The organism is Sporomusa sp. KB1, from assembly GCF_007830295.1.
GTDB lineage: Bacteria > Bacillota > Negativicutes > Sporomusales > Sporomusaceae > Sporomusa.
This window is the reverse complement of record NZ_VLKC01000002.1, coordinates 276,339-300,763: the sequence shown is the minus strand read 5'-3', so window position 1 is coordinate 300,763 and position 24,425 is coordinate 276,339. Positions and strand designations below refer to the sequence as shown.

Here is a 24,425-nt window from a genome sequence, read left to right as displayed (position 1 = left end):
ATGGATTTGTCAGACAGAATCCTGGAGTTTATGCGGAAAGAAGCCTATAAACCACTCACCGCAGAAGACTTGGCTGATGGTATGGGCATTCGTGGCAAAGAGTTGGAAGAATTTTGGCAGATACTGGACAAGCTGGAGGCAACGGCTGCTATTATTAAAACCCGTTATGGTAAATTTGGCGTGCCTGACCGCATGAATCTGGTTGTTGGCAAGTTTTCAGCAACAACCAAGGGATTCGGGTTTATTTTACCGGAAGATCAGGAGCTAGATGATGTCTTTATTCCACCAGATGCTCTTGGTGGTGCCATGCATGGTGACCGTGTGGTAGCCCGTATGCATCAGCGGCATGTTTCCGGCAAAGCAGTTGAGGGTGAAATTATCCGGGTGGTCACCAGGAACAATAACAAGGTTGTGGGAACCTTTGAGGCCAGCCGTAACTTCGGCTTTGTTCTGCCAGATGACCGCCGGATTGGCCGGGATATTTTTGTGCCGAAAGATGAGTTTAATGGTGCCAAAACAGGAGCCAAGGTAGTTGTCGAGATTATTGAGTGGCCACACAAACAAAAAAGCGCCGAAGGACGAATTGTCGAGGTATTAGGCCAGCAGGGCGATTCCGGGATAGAGATATTATCCATCATCAAGAACAATAACCTGCCTACTGAGTTTCCACCAGAGGTCGAAAGAGCGGCCGAGCGCGTATCCACGACCATTAGTCCAGAGGATTTACTAGGACGCAGAGACCTTAGAGAACTCAATCTTGTCACAATTGATGGTGACGATGCCAAAGACTTAGACGATGCTGTCTATGTTGAGCGCCAGAAAAACGGCCACTATCTGCTGAGTGTACACATTGCCGACGTCAGCCACTATGTACGGGAAAACACACCCCTGGACAATGAGGCCAGAGCCAGAGGCACCAGTGTTTACCTTGTTGATCGGGTACTGCCGATGTTGCCACCCCGCTTATCGAACGGAATTTGCAGCTTAAACGCCGGGGAGGACCGATTGGCCTTATCAGCCCAGATGGAGATTAATGGTCGCGGCCAAGTAATCAATCATGAAATTTTCCCGAGCGTAATTCGGGTAAAAAACCGCTTAACTTACAATATTGTGCGGCAGATTGTTGCCGATCATGATGAAGAGCTACGGGACAAGTATGCCGATTTGGTGGGGCCGCTGGAAGAAATGGAGCGCTTGTGCCGGATTTTACGTGACCGCCGGATGCGCAGGGGAGCCATTGATTTTGATTTCCCGGAAATAAAGGTAAAGCTGGATGATGCGGGGCGACCTATTGCCATTGAAAAGAGGATTCGCAGCATTGCCGAATCTATTATCGAAGAATTTATGCTTGTCGCCAACGAGACGGTTGCCGAGCATATGCATTGGTTAGGTATTCCGTCCATGTTTAGGGTACATGAAGAACCGGACGAAGAAAAAATGGCCAGACTGAATGTGTTGCTGGGAAACTTTGGCCAGCATTTACCGAAAACCCAGGAAATTCGGCCTATGGCCCTGCAGCGAGTGCTTAGTAAGATTGCCGGGCGTCCCGAAGAACGCATTATTAGCACTGTTATGCTGCGCTCACTCAAACAGGCTCGCTATGATGCCGAGAATCTGGGGCATTTTGGACTGGCGGCAACCTATTATACGCATTTTACCTCGCCTATCAGGCGCTACCCGGATTTGATTGTTCATCGTCTTATTCGTGAGACTTTTTCTACTGGCGATATCTCAGCTAAACGTCGTCAGAAATTATCAACCATGCTGCCGGAGATTGCCATGCATTCCTCTGAACGGGAACGGGCGGCAGCTGAAGCGGAGCGTGCAACCGTTGATTTGAAAAAGGTAGAATACATGGCCCAGTTCGTTGGTCAGGAGTTTGACGGCATCATTAGCGGGGTTACTGCCTTTGGTTTTTTTGTTGAAATCGCCAATGGCATTGAAGGCTTGGTACATGTATCAAGTCTGGATGACGATTACTATCGGTATGTCGAAGAACAGTATTCTTTGATCGGGGAACGGACAAGCAACGTTTATCAGCTGGGCAACATGGTCAAGATCATGGTAGCTAAGGTCAACCCGGCAGAACGTACTATTGACTATGTGGTGGCAAAGGCGGATAATCCTCTGCAAGCTGTCAATAGTCAGACAACAGTGCAAAAACGTAATAAACCCAGTCAAAAGCGCAGTACCAATAAACCGCAATCGATTACGGCCAAGAAGAAATCTGCTGCCAGGCCCAAGAAGCCCAGGGCGCCCCAAAAATAGCCAAGCAACCCACCCACTCTTTGGACAACTTTACCGCGCTTGCAGTGAACGTAAATCGGTCATTGCAAGCAGTAGGGTGGCCATCTCACTTCGCCATTTTCCCTTTCGGGCCAAACCAATTGACGTATAGTAGCAGATACTATACAATTAATATGTATTAGCAGGATTCTACGAGGTGAGAAATATGGCCAAAGAGGCTGGCATAAAAATAGCGGCGGAAAACCGAAAGGCCCGCCACGATTATCATATCCATGAAACCTATGAAGCTGGAATTGCGCTTACCGGCACCGAAGTCAAGTCACTCCGCGCCGGCAAGGCCAATCTTAAAGATGCCTATGCCCGGATTGATAATGCTGAAATCATGCTGCATAACATGCATATCAGTCCTTATGAGCAGGGTAACCGTTTTAATCACGAACCACTGCGTACCCGGAAGCTTTTAATGCATCGGTACGAAATCAATAAATTAATCGGAAAAACTAAAGAAAAAGGCTACACATTGGTGCCGCTTAAGCTGTATTTTACCAGAGGTAAAGTGAAAGTTGAACTAGGACTTGCTACCGGCAAACATACCTACGATAAACGTCAGGATCTTGCCGAGCGGGATGCCAAACGCGACATGGAACGGACGCTGCGCGATAGACAAAAGGGATAGCCTGTCTTTTTGTCTGTCGCATCAGGCAGACGGTCATCGCGAGGAAGAGCAGCGTGGCGATTTTACTCCTGTTGTTTTTCAACTGCAAGTGTCAAATCTCTTTGTAGGCTCTCAATTTTTCCAGCCCAGAGTTGTAAAAATACAATGCTGCCAAGGATCAGAATGCCGCCGCCTACCTGCAGCGGTGTTATTTTTTCATTAAGCAAAGCCACCGATAATAGTACGGTTATGATTGGCTCCAGCGTACTGATAATGGACGCATTAGTAGCGCCAACATAGCTCATACCGGCGAAAAAACCCACAATTCCCACAATGGTTGGCAGCAGTGTGATGCCAATAATGGATAGCCAACCTGTGAGCGGCAAGCTCCAATTTAAAGAATCAGTCGCTACGCCGATTACCAGAAAAACGATAGCAGCAGAGGTACAGACATAAGTAGTGGTAACCAGCGGGTTCGTGCTTTTCAGCAGGCGATTGCCAATAACGATGTAAACGGAATAGACCAATGCAGCGCCCAAGCCCAAGACAAAGCCAAGCATACTGACATTGTCAAAGGATACGCCAAGAACAAGGAATAAGCCGGAAAAGCAAACCGTCAGCGCCAACCCCTTTTGCCAAGTATACCTTTCATCACCAATAAAAAAAGACAGTACGCTGACTATCGCCGGATAAGTATACAGCAGCATGGCTGCCAGCGACGCAGGCACATATTTTATAGTCATAGCAAACAGCATTGACATCGAACCATACCCCAAGCCGCCTAAAAGTGCTAGTCGCAGCAGTAGAGCTTTATCAAGCATCAGCGAGACCCCGCGCCATTTGAGCAGTAGACCTAAACAGATTGCGGCCAAAACAAAACGCCAGGCCAGGATTGTAATCATACTGGCCCCGGCGGCGTAGGCGAACTTAATAAAAATGGCCAAAGTAGCAAAGCCGGCAGCCGATGCTGCAATCAGCAACGCGCCAGTGTGTTGTTGATTCAAACCTAATCACCCCTTAACTACAATATATTCGGCAGCCGAGAAAATTTCTCCTGTACTCGAATAACAATATTGAGTACAGGAAAGAGAGACTGGAAAAAAGATTTATTTGGCGGTATTCAGGCTTTATGATATAATAGATTAATAATGAAGTGTATAAACGTTTGCAGCTAAACACCATCCCAGGTATTTGAAAAAATACGGGGGCGTACTGGTTTCGACAGGGGTAGTTATGGTATAGATAGCGAGCCGGGGTTCCATCAGCCCGTCAACACGGTGGAAAATTGTAAACGCAAACGAAGATTACGCTTTAGCAGCTTAATGCTAACGTTCTACCTGCGCACTCCCGCGGCCTAGGATAGGACGTCATTTAGTGGGATACCTGAGGCTCAATTCTCGGAGAGCCAACTGGGAAACTTTATCGAGATAGCGCCAGAGCAGCCTGTTAGTGGGCGGCAACGGTGCGAAATTTAAATCACTAACTGCGCTCGGAGAAGTCTATGCAGTAATGCTCTTGGACAGGAGTTCGATTCTCCTCGCCTCCACCAATTAAATCCGGATTTTTTTACAAATATAGGAAGTCTTAAGAACCGCGAATTGTCTGACTTTATGACGGACAGTGAGCGGTTTTTTGCTTTTGGGGGCATTTTTCTCGCCTCCACTATAACCCATTTTTTTTATAAGTAATAGGAAATGACTATTTGCTGTTTAAGATTAGTTGAAGAGAACCGTACCATCTCAAACGGCGAAAAATGCTCTCAAGTTTTGAGAAAATCAGGGCTTGAGGGCTTTTTTTTGTGTATTACGAAGCGAAAAAAATGATTGCTGATCTGATTGCTCTGCAATTTTAAAAGTGTGCTACGAGAGCCTGCATTGTTCTGTAGCTAAGGCATTGGCCTCATTGCCCTCAAAAAGCATGAGATATTTTCTGTTTGGGCAACTGATAGGTAATGTATTTCTTGCAAATATAGTAGATGGGTTTCAAAATATTTAGAATTTAATTGGTGCTCTTGATGTAAGCAGTAAAATAATTTTGTGTCTATTATTGACATTTCTAGGATAACCCAATAAAATAAAACAAGAAGAAGTTGTATGCAAATGTAGACAATATGTTTACAGGGAGGTGGTTTTATGGCGAAAACTAAAAGTGTCTCATTTCGGGTAAGTGAAGAACTCTATGATGAAATAAAAAAAGATGAAATTTCTTTGACGGAGTTTTTGGAAGCCAGTATTACAAATTATCTTAAATTATCTGATGTAGAAAGACTGATATTCTTAACAATAAATGCTCCTAACTTACTCACACCAAATGATATTAAAATTCATGGAACTTGGCCTGAATTACTAAAGGACAAGCTTGGCGATGACTTTATCGGAAAGCAGAGGCAAATTCAAAGAATTTATTCTGCTATTACCTATAATCTCGATGATTGGCTCTTTAGTGATTTAATAACTAAGGAGGATGTCGAAAGTTTAGCTGTAAATGAAAAAGAACCTGATTTTAAAACTAGCGCAATTTTTGGGTGGAAGATCCTGTATAGAGCATACAAGAGTTTACCACGCCAATATCCAGACATACCAAGGGAAATCCTTTTCAAGTTAGTTTTAAATATGTTTTTGGGCAAGTTCATTGAATATTTAATCGAGATTACTGAGGATGAAAATAGAGTAGATGCATTTAATCAAAATTTCGATGAATTTCTGAAAAATGGATATTCCAGTTTAGGGACAATTAAACATACTAGTTAATAAATAATGAGGAGAGTTAATAAAATGCAATTTTTCATTCCTTGCTTGTGTATTGGCATTTTTTTTGGATATTTTTCTGAATAAGAAAGTAAATTGGAAAGGATGTGGATTTATCATGCCGTTAGGATTACTATACGGAATAGGCGGGTTTCTTTTGGGGTGTGTGACTGGAAGAGAATTGAAAAAAGCTCATGAAGCTCAAGTCAACTTTGGAGATTTTGGATTTAGCTATAGGAAATGAACTGAGGGTATACGTTTTACGAAAAATCTGCAATGATTGTATGGCTGGTAGCTTTGAAAAGAATGCTTGGAGAGCGTGGTCCAGAGTTGAGTTATTTTAAAAATTGAGTTATCGGTATATATAAACAATTTAAATTTAAAATCTAACACCAATTTTTTCCTTGAATTGTGTACATTTACTAACTGGGAATTAATGGGTTGAATATTTCCTATTTTATTTCATGAATTTTTGGTATGTTATTATTTAAACGACAGGAGTGAAAGATATGTCTAGAAAAGTGAGAAGTGATTGTACGGTGGGGACTTTTGAGAAAAAGAATGGCTTGCCACCTGGAACTATTCGAAATTCGGATGGAAGAGATACTAGGAGCGACAAAAAAATTGGAACAATACGGAAAGAAAATATAAAAAGTAAGTGAGGCTAAGAAAAGCTAAGGGGAAGTGGTTGTGTCTTAAATAGACACAACTATCGTCCCTCTTGTTTTACAGAATGAGCTTTCAAAATGGATACTCTAAATAACTTGAATATGACAGCTTATTAATTGTCTTTATTCAAGATGGTTTAAGATTTAAATGTGTGCAAGGTGAGTTTCTTTGCTAATATTCTACAACAAAAGGATGTGTTAATCATGAGTGTATTTGCGGAGAATGAAATAAAAAGTATTGATGGTGTCGATCTCGAAGGTAAACTGATAATAATGGATCCAACTTGTCTTAAAGAAAAGGCACGGGATAGGAAATTTCAAGTGCATTTTGCTTATTACGGATCAGGCTGTTGCCCTAGTATATATATGTCAGGCAAGAGAATATTTGTTTATGACCTAAGTGACGGTGGAAAATATGATTATCGCAGAAGTGATTTTATTGGTTACATTGAAGAAGAACAATTGTCTTTAGAACAGAAAGTTATACTTGTAAATGTAAAAAAAGAATTAAAGAATTTTCAGAGTTGAGGGGGGCAACAGTTAAGGTTTGATTTTGGGGCTAGGTATGAGGACTTGTTTTTTTGCAGGGCAATGAGGGCGAATCATTGCCCTGTTTCGCTGCTATACCTGATAGGGAGAACCGTATCATTGGTAACGTTGCTGTTTTTTTGCCTAAAGTCCTGTTTTTGTAGGGTTTGAGGGCTTTTTTTGTGCATTTCTAGGTGAGTGGGATGGGGTAGCTGCCCTGATTATTGCCCTGCAATTTTTGACAAAGGTGCAGGAGGGGTTCAATTTTGGGGTATCTAGGTGTTGCCCTCAATGCCCTGCATGCCAAGGTACTAAAGAATTGCCAACGGGTAAGCAATGCCTAGAGGGAAAATCGATAGTAAGATGAATTTACAATAAGGACTGCTTTTCGGGAGCTATAATGATATACAAACCGATAATTAGAATAGTCTGGAGGTCATCATGACTAAGGAACAAGGAAAAAATGATAAGAAAAAGGCACTGAAAAAACACTCTGTACGTTCACTTGTGCCAGGAATCGCAAATGTGTCCCTGCCTACTATAGAAGACGAATTATTAGGGAAAAATGCTGATGAAATGGAAAGCAAGTTCAATAAAGCACATCAAGAGATCAAGCGAATTATCTCCACATGGAAAAAAATATTATACAATACTGCACCTCTTGAACTTTATGATGAGGGGACAGAGGGCTTTGTGCAAGTTACCCGCGCGATGCACTTTGATGGGAAGCTTCGCAAACAATATGAGAAGTTAAAAAATAAAAAGCCTCTTTCGCAAGCGGAATATGACGAAATGATTGATGTATTGGCCGATGCATGGGCCCTTGACCAGGGTATGAATGAAGAAGAGATACGGCGATTCAAGCAACAGATTGAAGAACTAAAAGCTGATGACTGCTGGGATGAAATGATGAAAATTCATGATCAGGTAACGGCGGATCTTTCTAAACTGGACGGCCTGTGGAATTATGAGATGAAAAAGAATCTGCTGGAAGACTACAAAAAAATTATCTATTCAGAGCTAACTGAATGGCGTGTAGTTCTAAATACCTATGCTGCCATTGAAAAGAAAATGGCAGACGAAGCTGGGATAAGACTATAAAAGAGAATAACATTTTGACCACAATCCTCATTGTTGGATTGTGGTCATTTTTTTGCCTGTTTTGGTACAAACAATGGAGCAAAAGCTGTACCAGTAGAGAGCGATTAGAAGAATTAGAATACAATTATCAGGTTTGACATTTTTGCTGAAGAAGGCGGCATTTTTGGTACACAGAAAGCCAATGATATTGTACCAAATGCTAAAAGCATTATTTTCTATAATGTGACTGTGGCGAAAACACAAAGCCTGAAACTCGTAAATTCATCCAATTTCAGTTTCAGAAGAATTCTAGTAAAAGTGCTGGGAGGGATTGTATCGATTAGCAATTTAGCTTGAAGGAAATAGCCTGGATTCTGAGGGCAATCAGGGCAGAAATATCCGCCCGCATCGCCATCAGAATTCAGCGGGGGAGTCTCTGCAAGACAGTTCCTTGAAAACTAAATAGGACTGATGAAAACGGAAAAAACGGGAGGAATAACAATGAGAAAACGTATTAATGATGAATCAGCTTTAAAACAATTGTCGAAGGGGGGAGCCCCAATGGGTGAGTTTCTAAGTATAATACCTGCCAATGAATTTATTGATTTTGATGACCATGGAGAAAACTTACGTAGAAATTCGCAAATAGGTAGAGATTTATGGCCGATTTTTTTAAAGGTTTCTGTTATGGAAGGCCAGGATGTTGAAATGACTATGGAAGTTATTAAGGCAATACAGGAATATAAAATTCTTGTTGATTGGGTACAGAATGATCTTGAAAGTATTATTGAAGACTTATCAGACCTTGTTGAACATGCAGAGGACTATAGTGAAGAAGAGTATATTTTGCAAGCAAAGGTTAGATCAGATTTGATCTGCAATTATCGTTAAAAAGTAGCCGTCAGCAGATGCTCGTCTGCTGACGGCATAACATCAGGTGCATTTTTTATAATTTTTACTATAGCGAATTAATTCAAGTGATCACAGAGGGAGAAGATCATAATGAGATATGAAGCAATAAAGGAGCACATCTTACTGACCTACAATCAAGTTGTTGGCGATGAACGTATTGTTGAGGTACGGATGCTAAACACAGCCAAACACACCGTATCGGGCTATTATAATGACCCATATAAACTAGTACAAGATATAGCACCATATATCGGTGAAAACGATATATTCATTACTGCTAATCCACCGAAAGGGGCTTTATTGGCCAGAGCGGCTAATCGGTTGTTTCCTTACGCTAAGCAAACTACTTCCGACAACGACATTGAAACAAGAGAATGGTTGATCATTGACATTGACCCAGCAAGGCCTGCTGGTGTTTCAGCAACAGAAGGAGAGAAACAGGCGGCTGTTGACTTAGCCCATAGTATTAGACAATATCTTGAGGAAGAAAATGGTTGGACTGAACCGATTGTGGCCGATAGCGGTAACGGAATACATCTTCTGTATCCAATCGGATTAGACAACGATAAAGAAACGAGCGACTTGATTGCAGCTTGCTTGAAGGCGTTAGATTTCTTATTTAGTAATGACCAGGCTAAAGTCGATATCACTACCTTCAATGCAGCTCGCATCATAAAATTGTACGGAACCATTGCTACTAAAGGCGACAATACGGCGGACAGACCACACCGTCAATCCTATATTATAAGCTATCCTGAAGAACAGTATCGCACTACAGTGGAACAACTGAAAGCATTGGCTCAACACCTGCCTCCAAGCCCCGAACCACCTAAGAATGGTGCAAAGGAACAAAACAAGGTCTTCGATGTAGATGCATTCCTGGCTCGTCATAAAATAGCTATTAGTTCTAGAGGCGAATGGAAAGGAGGCACTCGTTGGGTGCTTTCCTCCTGCCCTTGGAATCCAGAGCATACCGATCATTCCGCCTTTGTCACACAGTTTCCGAATGGGGCGCTTGCGGCGGGGTGCCATCACAACGGTTGTGCTGGCGAAAACTGGCATACGTTGCGCGCAAAGTTTGAACCTGAGCTGAAAAACGGTAAAAAGAAACAGGGCGATAGTCACGAGGAAACACAAGCTGAAACCCTTATCCGCCTAGCGGAAGTCGTTGAATTTTTTCATACTCCCACTGAAGAGGGGTGGGCTACGGTCCCCACAGGTATTCACAAGAGGAATCTAAAGATTAACAGCCGTCACTTTAGAAGCTGGTTAACAAAGGCCTATTTTGATGAAACAGGAAAACCGCCCAGCAGTGAAGCCTTGAATCAAGCTATTGCCGTCATTGAAAGCAAGGCGTTGTTTGAAGGCAAGGAACATAAGCTGTATTTGCGCGTTGCCGAATATAATGGGACATTCTACTATGATCTGGCCGATAAGGAAGGGCAGGTCATTGAAATCACTCCTAATGGATATCAGATTAGTCAGGCACCACCTCCTGTTTTTAGGCGCTCTGCTAATATGGTAGAACAAGTTGTTCCAGCAAGGCACGGTGACATACTCCTTTTAAAGAAGCATCTGCGTTCCAAAACTTTGTGGGATGAAATCTTGCTAGTAGTTACTATAGCAAGCTATTTCATCCCCAATATTGCCCACCCGATCATAGTGACAGCAGGAGAAAAGGGGGCTGCTAAAACAACAAGTATGAGTTTTGTGCGGCGTATCATTGATCCCGCCAGCCGCGATTTGTTTGTGTTGCCTAAAGGAGAAATAGATATGGTGCATATTCTCTATAACAATTATGCTCCATTCTTTGATAACCTTGAAATCATTACAGCGATGCAGAGTGATATGCTTTGTCGTGCTATTACAGGCGGTGGAGCGAGTAAACGTGCACTTTATACAGATATGGAAGATGTCATTTTGGAATTTAGGAATTGTATAAGTATTAATGGCATTAATGTGGTCGCGACTCGGTCCGACCTTCTGGATCGTTCCATCATCAATGAGTTGGAAAGGATTCCGAAGCATGAACGCAAGGAAGAACGGGTAGTATGGCAGGAGTTTGAAGCTGATCTTCCTGCTATTTTGGCTGGTATCTTCGAAACGGTGAGCAAGGCTATGAAACTATACCCTAAAGTAAACCTTACTAGTTTACCTAGAATGGCGGACTACTGTCGTTGGGGGTATGCTATTGCGGAAGTTATCGGTTATGGAGGAGAGCGTTTCTTACAGGCTTACGAAAATAATCTGAATCGGGCAAATGATAGCGTCATTAATGACGATTCGATAGCCGCTGTAATAGTGGCCTTCATGAGGGAGCGGACAGATTGGAAAGGGTATGTATCCCAGTTGCTTGATGAACTAGAGCAAGTCGCCCTAGTTGAGAAAATCAGTTGTAAGTCGGAACGCTGGCCTAAACGTCCGCATATACTTACACTTCGTATGAAGCAGGTGAAGTCCAATCTAGAAAGCGTGGGGATTGTTTTTGAACACAGGAAAGATAAGCAGGGTACTATCGTTGAATTAAAGAAAGGGACTGATAGTGCTAACAGTAGAACGGTTAAGCGGAAAATAGCTATTGACAATCGCCAGAACGAACTGGCAGAACTTTTCAACGAAGTGTAATCAATTGAGTCAAATGTGCCAACGATGCACCTACTGTAAAATAGGTAAGGGTATAAAGTAGAGTCATAGTAGGTACAGTAGGTGCACTTTTCTGTAATTGGAAAAATGGAGAAAAAGTTAAGCTATTGTTGAATTGATTTTTTGACTAGCGTTTTCTAAGTAAGCAACCGAGAAATGTACCTATAGAGCCTGGTGAATTGAAACTTACGCCTTGAAACAAAGCAGATTGTCAAACATATATTATTTCCTTGAATACTGAGGGCTGGCCAGCTTTATCCGCCAGCTCCCGATCAAGGGAGAGTGAAGGTATGTACATCATTAAAACCATGGCCGATGTCAGGCGGCTAAAACTTGCAGGCAGCATCAGTTCCGAGCTTGCCGCCCATTTCGCCCGAAAAATGAACCAGCTTAAGGAGAATTTTGCCCCTGAATTGGATCTGGAAGAGTTCAATCTGGAAACATATGGGGTATTCGGCATATTAGAGGCTTCCGACCAGGACCTCACCGTCATTGGACTCCCCGAATCCTTGGCGCTCATCATGCCCGAATGGGTCAGCCGTCTGGCAGTGGGGGGCGAAGTGTACTATATCATGTACATCATGGCAGACAACGACTACATTGACCAGGTTTACCTGCCTGACGCTATCATGCCTGACATCCTTCGTTTGTGGCTATCGGAACAGCCCGTTGAAGAAGAAAGCGGGGAGGCAGAAACTGATGGTGTCAACCAACCTTTCTAACGTGGCTGACGAGGCACTTTTGGAGGCTGTTCTGCCTAAGCTAGCAGTGCGGGAACTGATGGCCGAGTACGGCAGCGTTCAGCAGGCTCTATTGCAGACCTATCCCCAGGAACTGGAGCAGATCAGGGGTATCGGGCCTGTCAAGGCCAGACAGCTTCAGTACCTGTGCGAACTGGCCAAGCGTATTTATCGCGTAAGCGCCAAGCTGCCGCCCGTGATCCGTGGGCCGCAGGACGTATTTGAGCGGGTCATCGACATGCAGCATTTGCCTGTCGAACAGTTCCACGTGTTGTACCTCAACACCAAAAACGGCGTCATTGCCGAGGAAACGGTGTCACAAGGGACACTCAACGCCGCTCTTGTCGGCCCGAGAGAACTGTTCCGCAGGGCGGTACGCCTCATGACCGCTATCGTCATTCTGGTTCATAACCATCCGAGCGGTGACCCTACGCCAAGCCGTGAAGACATCGCTCTCACCAAGGAACTGGCTGCTGCAGGTGACATTTTAGGGATTGCCGTTGCCGATCACCTCATCATCGGCAAGGGGCGCTACGTTAGCTTCAAGGAGAAAGGACTGCTCGCGTGAGCATCACTGCCTCAAAAAGGAGGTGAGGGTATGAATCCCTGGCTTGGCATTGTACTTTTTATTTTGAAAACCATTTTGGAAGAACGTTACCGCAACTAATGCTTATTTTTGACAAGAAAGCCGCAGGCCAGCCAATCCGTCTCAAAGCGGAGTTGGCCTGGCAAAGGTGGCAAAAAACAAACACCCGACCAGCGCTTCTTCTCTCTGAAAGAGGCGCGAACAGTCGGGAAAGGGGGAGGCATCACCATGGCAAATGCAAGATGTTCCGCAAAATCACAGCATCTGACCACCTACAAGACCAGCCTGTCCAGAGACAACCTGAAATGCGGCTACTACAAGCCGATTCGTGTTACCGTTGTCAGGGAAACGCCGCTGGATGAAAGCGTCAGAGAAGCCTTCTACCATCCAGCCATCGTCCTGTTAGATAGAATTTCCAAAGCGAAAAACAGTACAGACGGAAAAGAAGGTGAGGCCAATGGCTAGAAGAGCCGTCATCTACGCCCGTTTTTCCAGCGACAACCAGCGGGATGAATCCATTGATGCCCAAATCCGAGCCGCCGAGGACTATGCCAGGCGCAACAACCTGCAAATTGTGGAAGTGTACAAGGATAAGGCAAAGTCGGCCACGACCGACAGGCGGCCCGATTTTCAGCGCATGATCGAGGACAGTGAAAAAGGCTTGTTTGATGTTCTGATTGTTCACAAATTAGACCGTTTCAGCCGCGACAAATACGACAATGCCTACTACAAGCGGAGATTACGGAAAAGAGGCATTTCCGTCGTCAGCGTTCTGGAAAATCTTGACGATTCTCCAGAAAGCATCATGATGGAATCGGTGTTAGAAGGCATGGCCATGTACTACAGCCGAAACCTGGCCCGTGAGGTCATGAAGGGCATGCGGGAAAATGCCTACCAGTGCAAGCACACGGGCGGTCTGCCCCCGCTGGGGTACGACGTAGACCATGAGACCAAGCAGTATGTCATCAATGAACAGGAAGCACAGGCCGTTCGGCTGATGTTTCAGATGTACCTCGACGGCTGCGGCTATGACAGAATCATCAACGAACTGAACGCCAGAAGGTACAAGACCAAGAAAGGCAAGCCTTTCGGCAAGAACAGCATTCACGACATTTTAGCCAATGAAAAGTACAGCGGCGTCTATGTATTCAATCGGGCCAAAGCCAAAGATGCCGAGGGCAGGCGCAACAACCACGGGGCTAAGCAGGATGACGACATCATCCGCGTACCAGGCGGCATGCCTGCCATCATTGATCCTGACATGTTCAGTCAGGCGCAGAAAAAGATGCAGACCAACAAACGTCAGCCAGGAGCCTACAAGGCCAAAGAGGTGTACCTGTTGAGCGGACTCATTGTGTGCGGCGAATGCCTGACGAAAAGAGGCCGCAGCCCTGCCATGATGGGCAATGTCAAGTATTCTGGCAGAAACAAAATCAAGCACGTATCCTACCGCTGTGGCAATCGGGAACGCACAAAAGGCTGTGACAACAAGGAACTGCGCCGCGAGTACATCGAAGCGTATGTGCTGCAGGAGTTGGAACGGCAGATTTTCAATGACAAAGCCATTCCCTATCTGGTGCAAAAGCTCAACGAGTACCAGGATAGCCTCTGCAGCGGCCACGAAAGCGAAGCAGGCCGCCTAAAATCCCTGCTCAGCGAAGTGGAAAAGCAGATTGCCAACATTGTGGAAGCGGTGGCCAAGGGGCATGGGATGGCTCTGCTTGCCAAGCTGGGCGAACTGGAAGAGGAAAAAGCCAAGACGGAAGCCGCCCTGCTGAGCATTCAGTCCCGTCACACTAGAACGCCAGTGACGGAAGAGGGCCTCAAGGGATTGTTTGGGATGTTTCGACAGTTTGTGACCGAGCGGAACATCCCTGAAGTCAAGAAATTCATTGGCAACTATGTTGAGAAAGTCATCGTTTACAGAGACCACGTTGAAGTGGTCTTTTTCCTTTTGTACGGACAGGAAAAGCAAGCGGACGCTTATCACTTCTCAGCCGAAATCAGCCGCAGAAAACTGCTGCGATTGCTGCTGAAAGCGGCCTAAATTTAACTATGGGCAGACAGAAAAGCCGATGCGTGAGGCTAGGTTACGTGATAGGGGCAGCCTGGAGGCCGAAGCGAAGGCAGGCAGATGGTTTTTCATTCCTGGCTAGGGTTACCGTCAGACAGACGAAAAAACGCGTCACCAGAACGGTAAACGCGTTTAAGGGCATAAGGAATAGGCAGACACATTGACACTATTTGAATACTATAGTATTCTATTGGTAGCATATTGTCATATTTTGCATATGCTTGCGAAAAAAGCTAGTTCTGGTTTTTCTCCAATTCGGTCATCAACTGGACTAATGTGATGCCAAGTTCGCTCGATATTTTGGCCATTACCCCGAGGGAGGGACTTTTGAGGCCCCGTTCCAGTTGGCTGATGTATGTGCGGTGCAGACCGACGTTGGCGGCAAACTCTTCCTGACTCAAGCCTTTTTCCGTTCTTAATTTCTTCAATACTTGTCCAAAAATTTTATCAATCATATTCACACTATATGATTGATGGAGACTATTGGTCTACAGACTATAGTATTCAAAAACGCGGATGAGAAATAGGGATTTAGCCAGACTTTGTGAATGAATTTTTGTACCATAAGGATTTTAAATGAGCTAGGATTGGAGGTCAGGCAAACGGTAGATTTAAAGAGAGATTTCGTAGTAGTCATTTGTATCTTAATTTAGCTAAAGGAGAGAGAAAATCATGCATTCATTTGGAAAATCATTACTGAAATGGATTGTCGGGGGGATGATCATAGGGTTTCTCTATGGAATCACTCATCATGGCGTCAGTACCATCAATGCCACAATAGGGGCGGGAATCTTTGCCTTCATTGCCCGCTGGTTTTTGACAATGTTCTTTTGAGGACTATTTTAGTACAACCTAGGGAGCGTGTGACATGAGAAAATTAGGCATGGCAGTACTGATTGGAGTTCTGCTTGTTTTGCAATCCGTAGCGGCATTTGCCGAGCCTGCCGTCAGTGAATGGGTTTACAAAAACGAGCAGCAGGGAAGCGGATTTTCTATGACCCTTTTGCGTGAGGGTAACAAAGTGTGGGGACAGCATACGGGGTGGGCTAGGCATGGAAGCCGTATTGACGATTCCAGGGACAAAATTTCGATTGAGGGTGCCAGCGAGGACAAGCCGAACGAGTACATCGTGCGCTGGCAAAGCGGGTACAGCAATGCCCAAGGGTGGGCATACTTAATTTTTAATGATGACGGGACTCTGCTATGGCAGGTTTTTAGGGTGCAGGTCGAATGCGAAAGGTACATACCTAACAAGGTAGTATTGCAGCTAGTAACAGAGTAGAAAAATAAGAGGTACTACAAAGACCCATCAGCCAATGCGGTTGATGGGTCTTTTTCCTACTCGGGAACAAGTAAAATTAAGTTCTAAAATGTTCATTATATCAATCTAAATTTGGTAATTCAGGAGGAGAGCTCTCCTTGGCTATATATCGAAAGTATTTTTCAAAAAAATTAAACACATTCAATATGTTTGAGCGGGCACTTTTCTTTTATTCAACTAGTGACCTACTTCTGAGGGAATATTATACAAATAAGAAGAGTAGAGTAATTTTACAAAATAATTAACGATACCAAATAAGAAAAGTAGTGGCAAAATAAACTGTGGTGTGGTAATCTCTAGAAGGAAAGAACGCGAACCAAAATGAGGAGAGTTGCTTAATATGATTCATCAAAAAATGGTTGAATTTGAACGTAAATATTCCCACCTAACCGTAATATCGGATAAGTGGTATAAAAAAGAATTGAAAATTGAATCAATGCAGAGTTTTGATATTCCAGTTCGAGATGATGCGGGTGAGTATAACGAGGAGTGGTATAGAGCTCGATTGATGTACGGCTTAGTTATGTCAGAAACTATTCCCTCTGGAGTAATTGGTCTAGAACTTAGATTTAAAAAGGGCAGTGTTGGATCAACGAATATTGAGCCTGATGTTGTGATTTTTAAAAATTCCAACTGGTTTAAGCAATACATAAATTATGTAAATGATAATAGAGATAGGGCAATTTTCGGTAATATTTTAATGGTTGGTGAGGGGAAAAAAAATACAGATACTAAAGGAATGGTATCTGCTGCCTACAACCAAATTTTCCCAGTGATGCAAATGGCTCAGCGCAAGAAAAACGAAGAGCCTATTGTCTTTGGTTTCTATTTCGATAGCAAACATGATATATTGCTATTTAAGTTGAAGGGACTTAGAAGTCTAGAACGATATTTTGATATATCGAGTGATGATTTGTTTTCCATGAGGGATAGTGTCAACTCTTTCCCAACATACGACGTGATGAGTAACTTAGTTACTGGTGAAAAGAAAATACCTGAGAAAGATCCAAGTAAGTTACACTACGAGGAGCTTGAGGCTATTAGTGATGAAACGTTTAATGATCTAATTACGTTGCTAAAGCAAAAAGCGCTAACAACTGGAATTCAGGGGATTAGCGATACTCAACAACGACTTATTACGGAATCTGTATCTCTTAAAATGTACGATGAAGAATGTTTGCGTATAGGTGTTTACCCTACTACTAAATTCTATTATTTGGAAAACGAGACTTTGCGAACTTTTAGGGATCGCTTTCAAGCAGAACTAATAAATGCGGCACGGTTAGCAGGTCAATCTACTACTCAGTATTCTGATAACGACTACAAATTTATCAAAGAGATTGTCCGTGCGTTCCAGTATTTCAATCTGTCTGGCGCTCATGGAACATCTTTTAACCAAGCTGTATTTAATAATTTTGGTGATAACAATATTAAGTCGGATTTAAATCAGTGGTTTACACCAATTCCAATGATGAAATCAATAGTTGGTATGGTAAATCCTAAGCCGAACGAAATAGTATATGACCCAACGGGCGGAATTTTTGATTTCCTAACAATGTCTTTTCTTAACGCATTTGGGAAAAGTATGGTAGACCAAGCTGAACATCGTCTTTATGGTAGTGAAATTAATCCTGAAACGGCCAACTTAGGAAAATTGAATCTAAGTATTAACGGAGATACAAAAGCAACAAATATTTTCTGTATGGATAGTGCAAATTCTAAATTGTTAGACTTGTCGGGGCTATCTGACGATGATAAGGGAAAGGTAAATAGAATACAGAAATTCATTCCATTCAATAGTGAAACGGGGGAAGGATTTACTTTTTCTGAAGATGATACCACCTGGGTCTATCATCATCCCCAAATAGTAAATCCTATTCCTGTGTTTCAGGCTGATGTAATTGAGACTAACCCACCTTTTGGTGAGGGGCAGGCGTATTCAAAAGACGAAATACCTGTTGAATTGTACTCTCTAGCATCGGGCGGATCTGAGGAAACAACTAAAAATAAAATTGACAAAGGAATTATTTTTCTTGAGAATACTTATCGATGTCTCAAGCCAGGCGGAAAGATGGCAATAGTATTATCTAATTCGCTGATGTCGAAGAATGAGACAATATACGTAAGAGAGTGGCTGCTTACAAAAGTAAGAATTGTTGCTGTTATTGATTTTCCTCAAAAGTCTTTTGCGGATGTTGATATTGCAACAACTGTTATTATTGCATACAAGCCTAAAGATGAACTTGAGCGAAATTTGTACCTATCAGAAGGAGCAGATTACGAATATTTTTCAAAAAAAATTGAAGAAGATATGATTGGTTACACTAAATCCGATTCAAAGAAAAAGAAGGCCAAGAAATTTAATCCCGTATTTATGGTGAGTCAGGCTTTCGAACACATTAATCTAAATTTCATTAACCCATCTGAAATAGTAAGTAAAGAAGAGTTGAGATTTGTATTTACAAACCTTAAATATCAAGAGCCCGAAATCCAGGAGAAGATCAGACTGTATGAAGGGAAAAATAGAAAAGAATTCTTTTCTAAGAATTTTGAACTTAAAAATGAAGAGACTGGAGCTAAATTCGTTATTCATGAGAAAATCACGTCAATGGTTAAGGAGTTCAAATATTGGTTAATAGAGTTAAAAGTCAAAGAACCAGCGATATATAATAAATTTTTAACTCATAATGGGGCAATGTGGTTCGGTAAGCTATATCAGGAATATATGGATTAACGAGGTCAGTTTAATGATTACTATAACGTCACCAAGGTTAGTTAATATTAAGGTTAACAAACAATCGAAGACTCTTACGGCAAAAGACAACGATATATTGGAGCTTTCTAATAGTTCTCTGGTTAGCCTGAATAGTCTGTGTGAAGATGAGGCAGTTGGTTCCCAAATTGAGGTAAGTAGCTACTGTGTGTTCAATACAGGAAGTAAGCTAATAAATATATCGTGTATGAAGGGGTTACTAGTGGATGAAAACTATGGTGAAAGTATCCCTCCCCAACTAGTATATGGTCCAACTGTAGTCCAAAAGGGCGATTTTTTGGTAAGCAGAAACGCCTCGCTAGGAAAAATGTCTTACGTTGATGAAGAAATCCATGCCATTCTAAACGGAGGGATTTCTAAGTTACGCTTTAGAAAATATGCTCAAAACTATGTGCCAGCGTTCTTTATTTCTGGGTATGTCACTAAATATCTGGAAGTGATTACATCGAAAGGGGGAACGCAACAAAACGCGAAAAGAGGGGATTTACTAGAAGTAAAGATACCAATACCGACTAAATGCAATCATGAGAAGCCAAAACTTCTTTATAAATACGTTAGCATGTTAGTACAGATGCTGCTCGATAAAGAACGTGCTGTTAGGGATAAAAACCGTGCCATTGATAGTGCAATATGTCTCGAAATAGACAAAAGGGGGGAATTGCATCACAAACATCCTTCTATAAAGGATGTAAAGAAGCTGGGCAATAAAAGGTTGGACACAAATCTTTCTAATTACAAATTTAAGTTACTATACGATAAAATTGCAAGTTATGAAAATGGATACTATTTTATAGATGAAGAGAATATTGGTCCAGGTACCACGCCAGACTATAGAATTTATTTTGATGAACCAAGTGAGTATAATTTTTTATGGATAACTCCATCGAACATAAGTAAAAGACGATTAGATTATAAAACATATATCTTTACAAACGAAACAACAAGAGTTCTTCCCAATAGTGTAATCATATCAGCCGTTCGTCACCTGGGGTATTCGTATTACGTCCAAGATAGTAACGTGTATTGCAACCAGAATACATTAATAATTAACAATTCCAAAGATAGAGCAGAACAATTATTTCTACTTTGCTATTTATCTTCGCCGATTGGAATTGAATTACAGTACGCAGCCCAAATTACTGGTTTAGTTCCAATAGTATATAAAACTGACTTCCGACACATTCCTATACCGAAATTTGAGGCAGATTTAAAGCAAAGTATAGTGGAGTTGTATTACAATGAAGCAAAGCGTGATTTAATAGAAATTAAGACGTACGATGATATTGATACGGTGATGGCTAACGAAAAGAGTAGAAATTCCAAACTTGGCATCTACCAACTCAACCAAGAGATTGTACGTATTGAAGCATTGATTAAACATGGTGTAGAGTGTATTATTGGCAATAAGAAAATAGAAAAACTAGACCTACCTTAAATTCAGGTCCTACGGTTTTAGCCGTAGGATTTTTTATTTTGGAGGAGACAATGAAAGTGGAAAACAAACTAAACTTTGATGAGTTGTCTACACAACTAAAAAAATTTATTGGCAAAGCAGTTAAAGGCTTACACGAGTATAGTAATCTAAATATCGATAGTCAACAGAAGTTTATTTTTAGTGAAAAATTGATTAATAATGTTAGGTATCAGCAGGTTGTTCATCAACAAAAATCACATAAGTTTAATCAATGTTACCTGCTCGATATGGATGAAATATTGGAAGGTTTTCTAATATTAGAAATGGGTGAAATTGACTTTGCGGATTTATAATTACGGCATTAGCGTTGAGATACTAGTGTCTAGTGGACCAAGGGCAACATAAGTTATAAATAATGAGGGCAATGAGGGCGGGTCATTGCCTTTCTCTGCACCGTTATACTTGATACGCAGAACCACGATTGGTCTAAAAAGGTGGATTTGGACTGGTACGGCTCGCCTCCACCAAAATTTGGAAATTAGTAAAACCCGCGAATTTCGCGGGTTTTTTGTTTTGTATTACGGAAACGGATTCTGAAAACATTGGGCTAACCGTTTTTCAGGCTAGAGCCAATGCGGCTGGCGTCTGCCAACACGTCAGTCCCCGAAAAAAACATCATTCAGCCAGCGACCCTGCCGTGTTTCTCCTGTCGAACTAATAAATTCACCTTGGCCGCAGCGCATATCTCTTAGCCAATGCCCAGCATAGCGATCATTGTTTGGCCAGATCATAGTACCAGCTCCTTGCCTATAGCCCTGCCGGAATTCTCCATCATATTTGCCACCGTCTGGGAAGTGTTTTATACCACGTCCGTCTGGCAATCCGTTCAGAATTGAACCTGTATACCGTGAACCATCCGGCAATAACAAATCTTTTGTATTTTGAACATCAGTAGCCGGTTTAGTTTTGCTTTCAGTCAATATCCTCAGGGTTTCGTTCAAAGCAGCAATATCTGCGGTATTAACCCGGCAATCCAGTTTAACCCGTAATACAATCATATTATTCTCAACACTGCGGGACTCCGACACTAATGTACTGTGCACTCTTGCAGTGGCAGTACTTTGCAGCCAATCAGCAACCAACTGATAGTTGTTTACAGTTGTAATACTGGTAATGACTACACCTGCTTCTTCCAGAGCCTGCCGTTTGGCATCCAGCCAGGCACGCTGTCTTGCCTGAATCTCGGTTTCTGCCTCACCAACCCTGGCTGTTCCTTCTGTTAAAATAACTTTGTCTTCGGCATGTGCGGCATTAAACCCGAGATCCCCCATAGAGATGAACACTGTTAGCAATATAATCAGCATCCGGTGCAACTGCGGTAGTTTCTTATGCACTTAGACCGCCTCCTCCTATTATTGCTCTATAATAAGTTATACGGAATCCTGGAAAATCCTTCTTTGCCGGTCAAAGTGCATTAGTGCCAAACGGGCGCAGAAAACAACAAAGAGAAACCCGACAAGCCTTTAATCTGCCTAAGTTTCTAATTTCGCGGGTTTTTGGTTATTGTTTAACCTCAGTTTTAGCGAGATTATAAATCTTTTGAGTTCCCCATTTGGTGATCAGTCCGATTATGTAGATTGGAAATCCGTAACCAGGAACCCATTTTAAAGGGACGTAGAGTTCCAATCATATCAATATGCAGGATAGGGGATGAAGTTATTGACACGACTATAAACTAAAAATAATATCGACTGAAGGGTGGGGGAGTAGACAAGAGAAATGAGAGAATGATGCCAGCAATCCTGTTTATAACTTCCCGGAGACTTATGGGGACAGTTTCTCGATTCGCCTGTAATAACTCCCCGCTTTCCGCACAGGTTGTCAGACTAAATTAGCTTCGAAGAATAAGCCTATGTAATGGTGCTAATATATCGTTGTAATAGAGTTATAAGTGATTCGATCGAATTGTCTCTTTGATGCATCTTGATTGGTTAATTCTCAATCCTTGTACTTTTTTTGTTAGTAGAAAAAAATGTTTTTGGAACCGAGAGCATATTGTTTTTTACAAAAAGAGGTTTTTATCATGAATATAGCGAATACTATAGTATTCGATGTGGGCTAAATAAAAGCCGCTACTCATTTTGCGGCTTCTACTCATCTTTCTCAAGATGAACCATAAAGGTGGTTAGGCTAATGCAAAGCTCTCCACATATTTTTTCGATTGTTCGAAGTGACGGACTCTTAAGGCCACGTTCAAGCTGGCTGATGTACGTTCGATGCAGTCCGACTCGTGCAGCAAGCTCCTCTTGACTAAGGCCTTTTTCTATTCTTAATTTTTTCAAAGTAAGTCCGTATTTTTTATCAATCATAATATTTAAAGAATAAATTAAGTAATACTATTAGTCTACAGACTATAGTATTCGAAATGCGGACATGAATATACCGATCAAATTATTAGTTGGTAGGGGGAACTATGAATTATTTTTGGTATGTGTGCGACGGTGAAGTGGAAGCGTATTGCGGACAGCAAACTAACTGGAATAACTCAGTCATAGTATTTGCAAAGTCACCGGAAGATGCATTATTAAAGGTCATGAAATATCATCAGGGGTTGTTGAAGCGAATAGATGTATTGTATGGCGGAAAAAGTATAGAAGTCATTTCATAATATTGGCATGGAGAATCGCCAAGACAAGAGGCCACGGCAAGGGACGGAGGTAGTGTCTTATAGAATAAGTTGTCGCGGGAAGTTGTCGCAGACCAGCTAAGTGAAGTCAAGCCCTTAACTACAATTTTTGTTTATGGAAAAATAAGTATAGCAAACAAGCCTCTATCAATATCGAACGATATTGATAGAGGTATAATGTAATGTTTTGTTTTTCGTCTTCGTTAAGCCGCCTTTTGCAGGTGTTTTTGATACAGTTCAACCTGCTGATCAGGGGTAATCAAACGAAATGGCTGCTTATTCTTTAATACCGAGAATATGATACGTAGTAGCTTGTTCATAACAGCGCCTAAGGCTTGTTTCTTGGTTTTCGTTTCGATTTTCCGTTGGTAATACTCATAAATCACCGAGTTAGCCTGCGAACCTTTAGATTCCTTACGGATAGACGTCGTAGCAGCGATATAGAGTGCATGTCGGAGAAATGGTGATCCCCGTTTGGTTACTTTATTCTTTGTCCCTACAAAATTCCCCGATTGTTTAACCGAAGGGTCGATACCGCTAAAAGCCACTAATTGCTTAGCGTTCGCAAACCGTTCAATATCACCAATTTCGCCCAAAATGATAGCTGCTAATGTATCACCTATGCCCGGAATGCTTTTTAGGAAAGTGATTGCCGGTAACTGTTCAGCAAGTGCTTTAATCTGGTCATCGAGTAAACTAATTTGTGCGTCTAAAGATTGCACAATGCTAGCATAGCATTGTATTGTGGCGGCATAGGCCGACAAGGATATGCCAGTAACTTGGGCATCATCGGCGCAAGATAACAAATCAGCATATTTTTGCTGAGCATATAATCTACCCTTACGGGATACCGTTTGCAGCATGTCCAGTATGACATGCTGATTGGCTTTCTTGCTCCATTCACANGGTGTGGGAAACTTATTTACTAGAGTCAATGCCGTAAGCGATCCCGGGTTAAGGATAGTAGGAAAAAGAGGAGCAATTTGTTCAATAGCACACTGTAACTTATTGAGCAAATTGGCTCGTTGTTCTACCAACTGCCCCCTTGTTCTTGCTAAGACCTTCAAATTGGCCAGCTGTTCTTTAGGCATAGTTGTAGGATAAAAAGCATGAACAAATAACAGTCTGGCCAATTCAAGTGCATCAACCCGATCTGTCTTAACTTTCCTTACAACAGAATTTTTGATAGAATGGGAGATAAGGGGATTGATGTGGTAGACTTCAAAACCCTGTTTCAAGAAAAAGTGGACGATGCGCTGAGAGTAGTGACCCGTGGATTCTAGGGCGATGAGCGGTTTACTACTAAATGCTTCTTCCACTTTTCTTATTTGCCCTAGAACAAATAAAAGCC

Annotated in this window: 23 protein-coding genes and 1 other RNA gene; 19 read left to right on the top strand and 5 right to left on the bottom strand. The window is 42.2% G+C overall.

Going from position 1 to position 24,425, the window contains the following annotated elements:
• Positions 1-2,268, top strand: coding sequence for a ribonuclease R (gene rnr, locus SALPA_RS05170; RefSeq protein ID WP_145090542.1), 2,268 nt, complete (start codon positions 1-3; stop codon positions 2,266-2,268).
• Positions 2,269-2,452: 184 nt separating this feature from the next.
• Positions 2,453-2,923 carry an SsrA-binding protein SmpB gene (gene smpB / locus SALPA_RS05165; protein ID WP_145090538.1) on the top strand — a complete coding sequence of 157 codons (471 nt, stop codon included), beginning with the start codon at positions 2,453-2,455 and terminating at the stop codon, positions 2,921-2,923.
• A 62-nt stretch (positions 2,924-2,985) separates the two neighbouring features.
• Here the strand turns inward: smpB and SALPA_RS05160 are convergent, their stop codons facing one another.
• The gene (locus SALPA_RS05160; protein WP_145090535.1) at positions 2,986-3,906 is read right to left on the bottom strand and encodes a DMT family transporter; all 921 of its coding nucleotides are present in this window, start codon (positions 3,904-3,906) and stop codon (positions 2,986-2,988) included.
• A gap of 199 nt (positions 3,907-4,105) precedes the next feature.
• Between SALPA_RS05160 and ssrA the strand changes: the two genes are divergently transcribed.
• From ssrA to SALPA_RS05110, 11 genes are all read left to right on the top strand, one after another.
• Positions 4,106-4,451, top strand: a transfer-messenger RNA (tmRNA) gene (gene ssrA, locus SALPA_RS05155).
• Between the two features lie 583 nt (positions 4,452-5,034).
• Positions 5,035-5,652: a hypothetical protein gene (locus SALPA_RS05150; protein WP_145090532.1), complete on the top strand. Its 618-nt coding sequence runs from the start codon at positions 5,035-5,037 to the stop codon at positions 5,650-5,652.
• A gap of 506 nt (positions 5,653-6,158) precedes the next feature.
• Positions 6,159-6,311: a hypothetical protein gene (locus SALPA_RS28820; protein WP_186450922.1), complete on the top strand. Its 153-nt coding sequence runs from the start codon at positions 6,159-6,161 to the stop codon at positions 6,309-6,311.
• Between the two features lie 210 nt (positions 6,312-6,521).
• Positions 6,522-6,845: a hypothetical protein gene (locus SALPA_RS05145; RefSeq protein WP_145090528.1), complete on the top strand. Its 324-nt coding sequence runs from the start codon at positions 6,522-6,524 to the stop codon at positions 6,843-6,845.
• 441 nt (positions 6,846-7,286) lie between these two features.
• The gene (locus tag SALPA_RS05140) at positions 7,287-7,946 is read left to right on the top strand and encodes a sulfotransferase family 2 domain-containing protein (RefSeq protein WP_145090526.1); all 660 of its coding nucleotides are present in this window, start codon (positions 7,287-7,289) and stop codon (positions 7,944-7,946) included.
• A gap of 480 nt (positions 7,947-8,426) precedes the next feature.
• Positions 8,427-8,816, top strand: coding sequence for a hypothetical protein (locus SALPA_RS05135; protein ID WP_145090523.1), 390 nt, complete (start codon positions 8,427-8,429; stop codon positions 8,814-8,816).
• A gap of 111 nt (positions 8,817-8,927) precedes the next feature.
• A complete protein-coding gene (locus tag SALPA_RS05130; RefSeq protein WP_145090520.1) occupies positions 8,928-11,462 on the top strand; it encodes a hypothetical protein in 2,535 nt (844 codons plus the stop codon).
• 308 nt (positions 11,463-11,770) lie between these two features.
• A complete protein-coding gene (locus SALPA_RS05125) occupies positions 11,771-12,202 on the top strand; it encodes a hypothetical protein (RefSeq protein ID WP_145090517.1) in 432 nt (143 codons plus the stop codon).
• Complete coding sequence (gene radC, locus SALPA_RS05120) at positions 12,180-12,788, top strand: DNA repair protein RadC (RefSeq protein WP_145090515.1); 609 nt, start codon at positions 12,180-12,182, stop codon at positions 12,786-12,788. Before SALPA_RS05125 ends, radC begins: the two co-directional genes overlap by 23 nt.
• A gap of 246 nt (positions 12,789-13,034) precedes the next feature.
• Positions 13,035-13,271 (top strand): hypothetical protein, encoded by a 237-nt coding sequence (locus SALPA_RS05115; protein ID WP_145090512.1) that lies wholly within the window; start codon positions 13,035-13,037, stop codon positions 13,269-13,271.
• Positions 13,264-14,853, top strand: coding sequence for a recombinase family protein (locus SALPA_RS05110; protein WP_145090511.1), 1,590 nt, complete (start codon positions 13,264-13,266; stop codon positions 14,851-14,853). Before SALPA_RS05115 ends, SALPA_RS05110 begins: the two co-directional genes overlap by 8 nt.
• Positions 14,854-15,113: 260 nt before the next feature.
• Here SALPA_RS05110 and SALPA_RS05105 read toward each other — a convergent pair whose 3' ends face one another.
• Positions 15,114-15,335: a helix-turn-helix domain-containing protein gene (locus SALPA_RS05105; protein WP_222427880.1), complete on the bottom strand. Its 222-nt coding sequence runs from the start codon at positions 15,333-15,335 to the stop codon at positions 15,114-15,116.
• Between the two features lie 217 nt (positions 15,336-15,552).
• Between SALPA_RS05105 and SALPA_RS28815 the strand changes: the two genes are divergently transcribed.
• From SALPA_RS28815 to SALPA_RS05085, 5 genes are all read left to right on the top strand, one after another.
• On the top strand, positions 15,553-15,714 hold the full coding sequence (locus tag SALPA_RS28815) for a hypothetical protein (RefSeq protein ID WP_186450921.1): 162 nt from the start codon (positions 15,553-15,555) through the stop codon (positions 15,712-15,714).
• Positions 15,715-15,748: 34 nt separating this feature from the next.
• Positions 15,749-16,162: a hypothetical protein gene (locus tag SALPA_RS05100; protein ID WP_145090505.1), complete on the top strand. Its 414-nt coding sequence runs from the start codon at positions 15,749-15,751 to the stop codon at positions 16,160-16,162.
• 379 nt (positions 16,163-16,541) lie between these two features.
• On the top strand, positions 16,542-18,935 hold the full coding sequence (locus SALPA_RS05095; protein ID WP_145090502.1) for a class I SAM-dependent DNA methyltransferase: 2,394 nt from the start codon (positions 16,542-16,544) through the stop codon (positions 18,933-18,935).
• A 241-nt stretch (positions 18,936-19,176) separates the two neighbouring features.
• The gene (locus tag SALPA_RS05090) at positions 19,177-20,409 is read left to right on the top strand and encodes a restriction endonuclease subunit S (protein ID WP_186450920.1); all 1,233 of its coding nucleotides are present in this window, start codon (positions 19,177-19,179) and stop codon (positions 20,407-20,409) included.
• Positions 20,410-20,465: 56 nt separating this feature from the next.
• Positions 20,466-20,741: a hypothetical protein gene (locus tag SALPA_RS05085; RefSeq protein ID WP_145090495.1), complete on the top strand. Its 276-nt coding sequence runs from the start codon at positions 20,466-20,468 to the stop codon at positions 20,739-20,741.
• 303 nt (positions 20,742-21,044) lie between these two features.
• On the opposite strand, the gene SALPA_RS05080 is transcribed toward SALPA_RS05085, so the two are convergent.
• Both SALPA_RS05080 and SALPA_RS05075 read right to left on the bottom strand, forming a co-directional pair.
• The gene (locus SALPA_RS05080) at positions 21,045-21,782 is read right to left on the bottom strand and encodes a flagellar assembly protein T N-terminal domain-containing protein (protein ID WP_145090492.1); all 738 of its coding nucleotides are present in this window, start codon (positions 21,780-21,782) and stop codon (positions 21,045-21,047) included.
• 756 nt (positions 21,783-22,538) lie between these two features.
• Positions 22,539-22,757: a helix-turn-helix domain-containing protein gene (locus SALPA_RS05075; RefSeq protein ID WP_145090489.1), complete on the bottom strand. Its 219-nt coding sequence runs from the start codon at positions 22,755-22,757 to the stop codon at positions 22,539-22,541.
• 104 nt (positions 22,758-22,861) lie between these two features.
• Here SALPA_RS05075 and SALPA_RS05070 point away from each other — a divergent pair, with 104 nt between their 5' ends.
• Positions 22,862-23,056 (top strand): hypothetical protein, encoded by a 195-nt coding sequence (locus SALPA_RS05070; protein ID WP_145090486.1) that lies wholly within the window; start codon positions 22,862-22,864, stop codon positions 23,054-23,056.
• Positions 23,057-23,277: 221 nt separating this feature from the next.
• Here SALPA_RS05070 and SALPA_RS05065 read toward each other — a convergent pair.
• Positions 23,278-24,425: IS110 family transposase (locus tag SALPA_RS05065; protein ID WP_186450918.1), on the bottom strand; the 1,148-nt coding region annotated here is incomplete at its 5' end.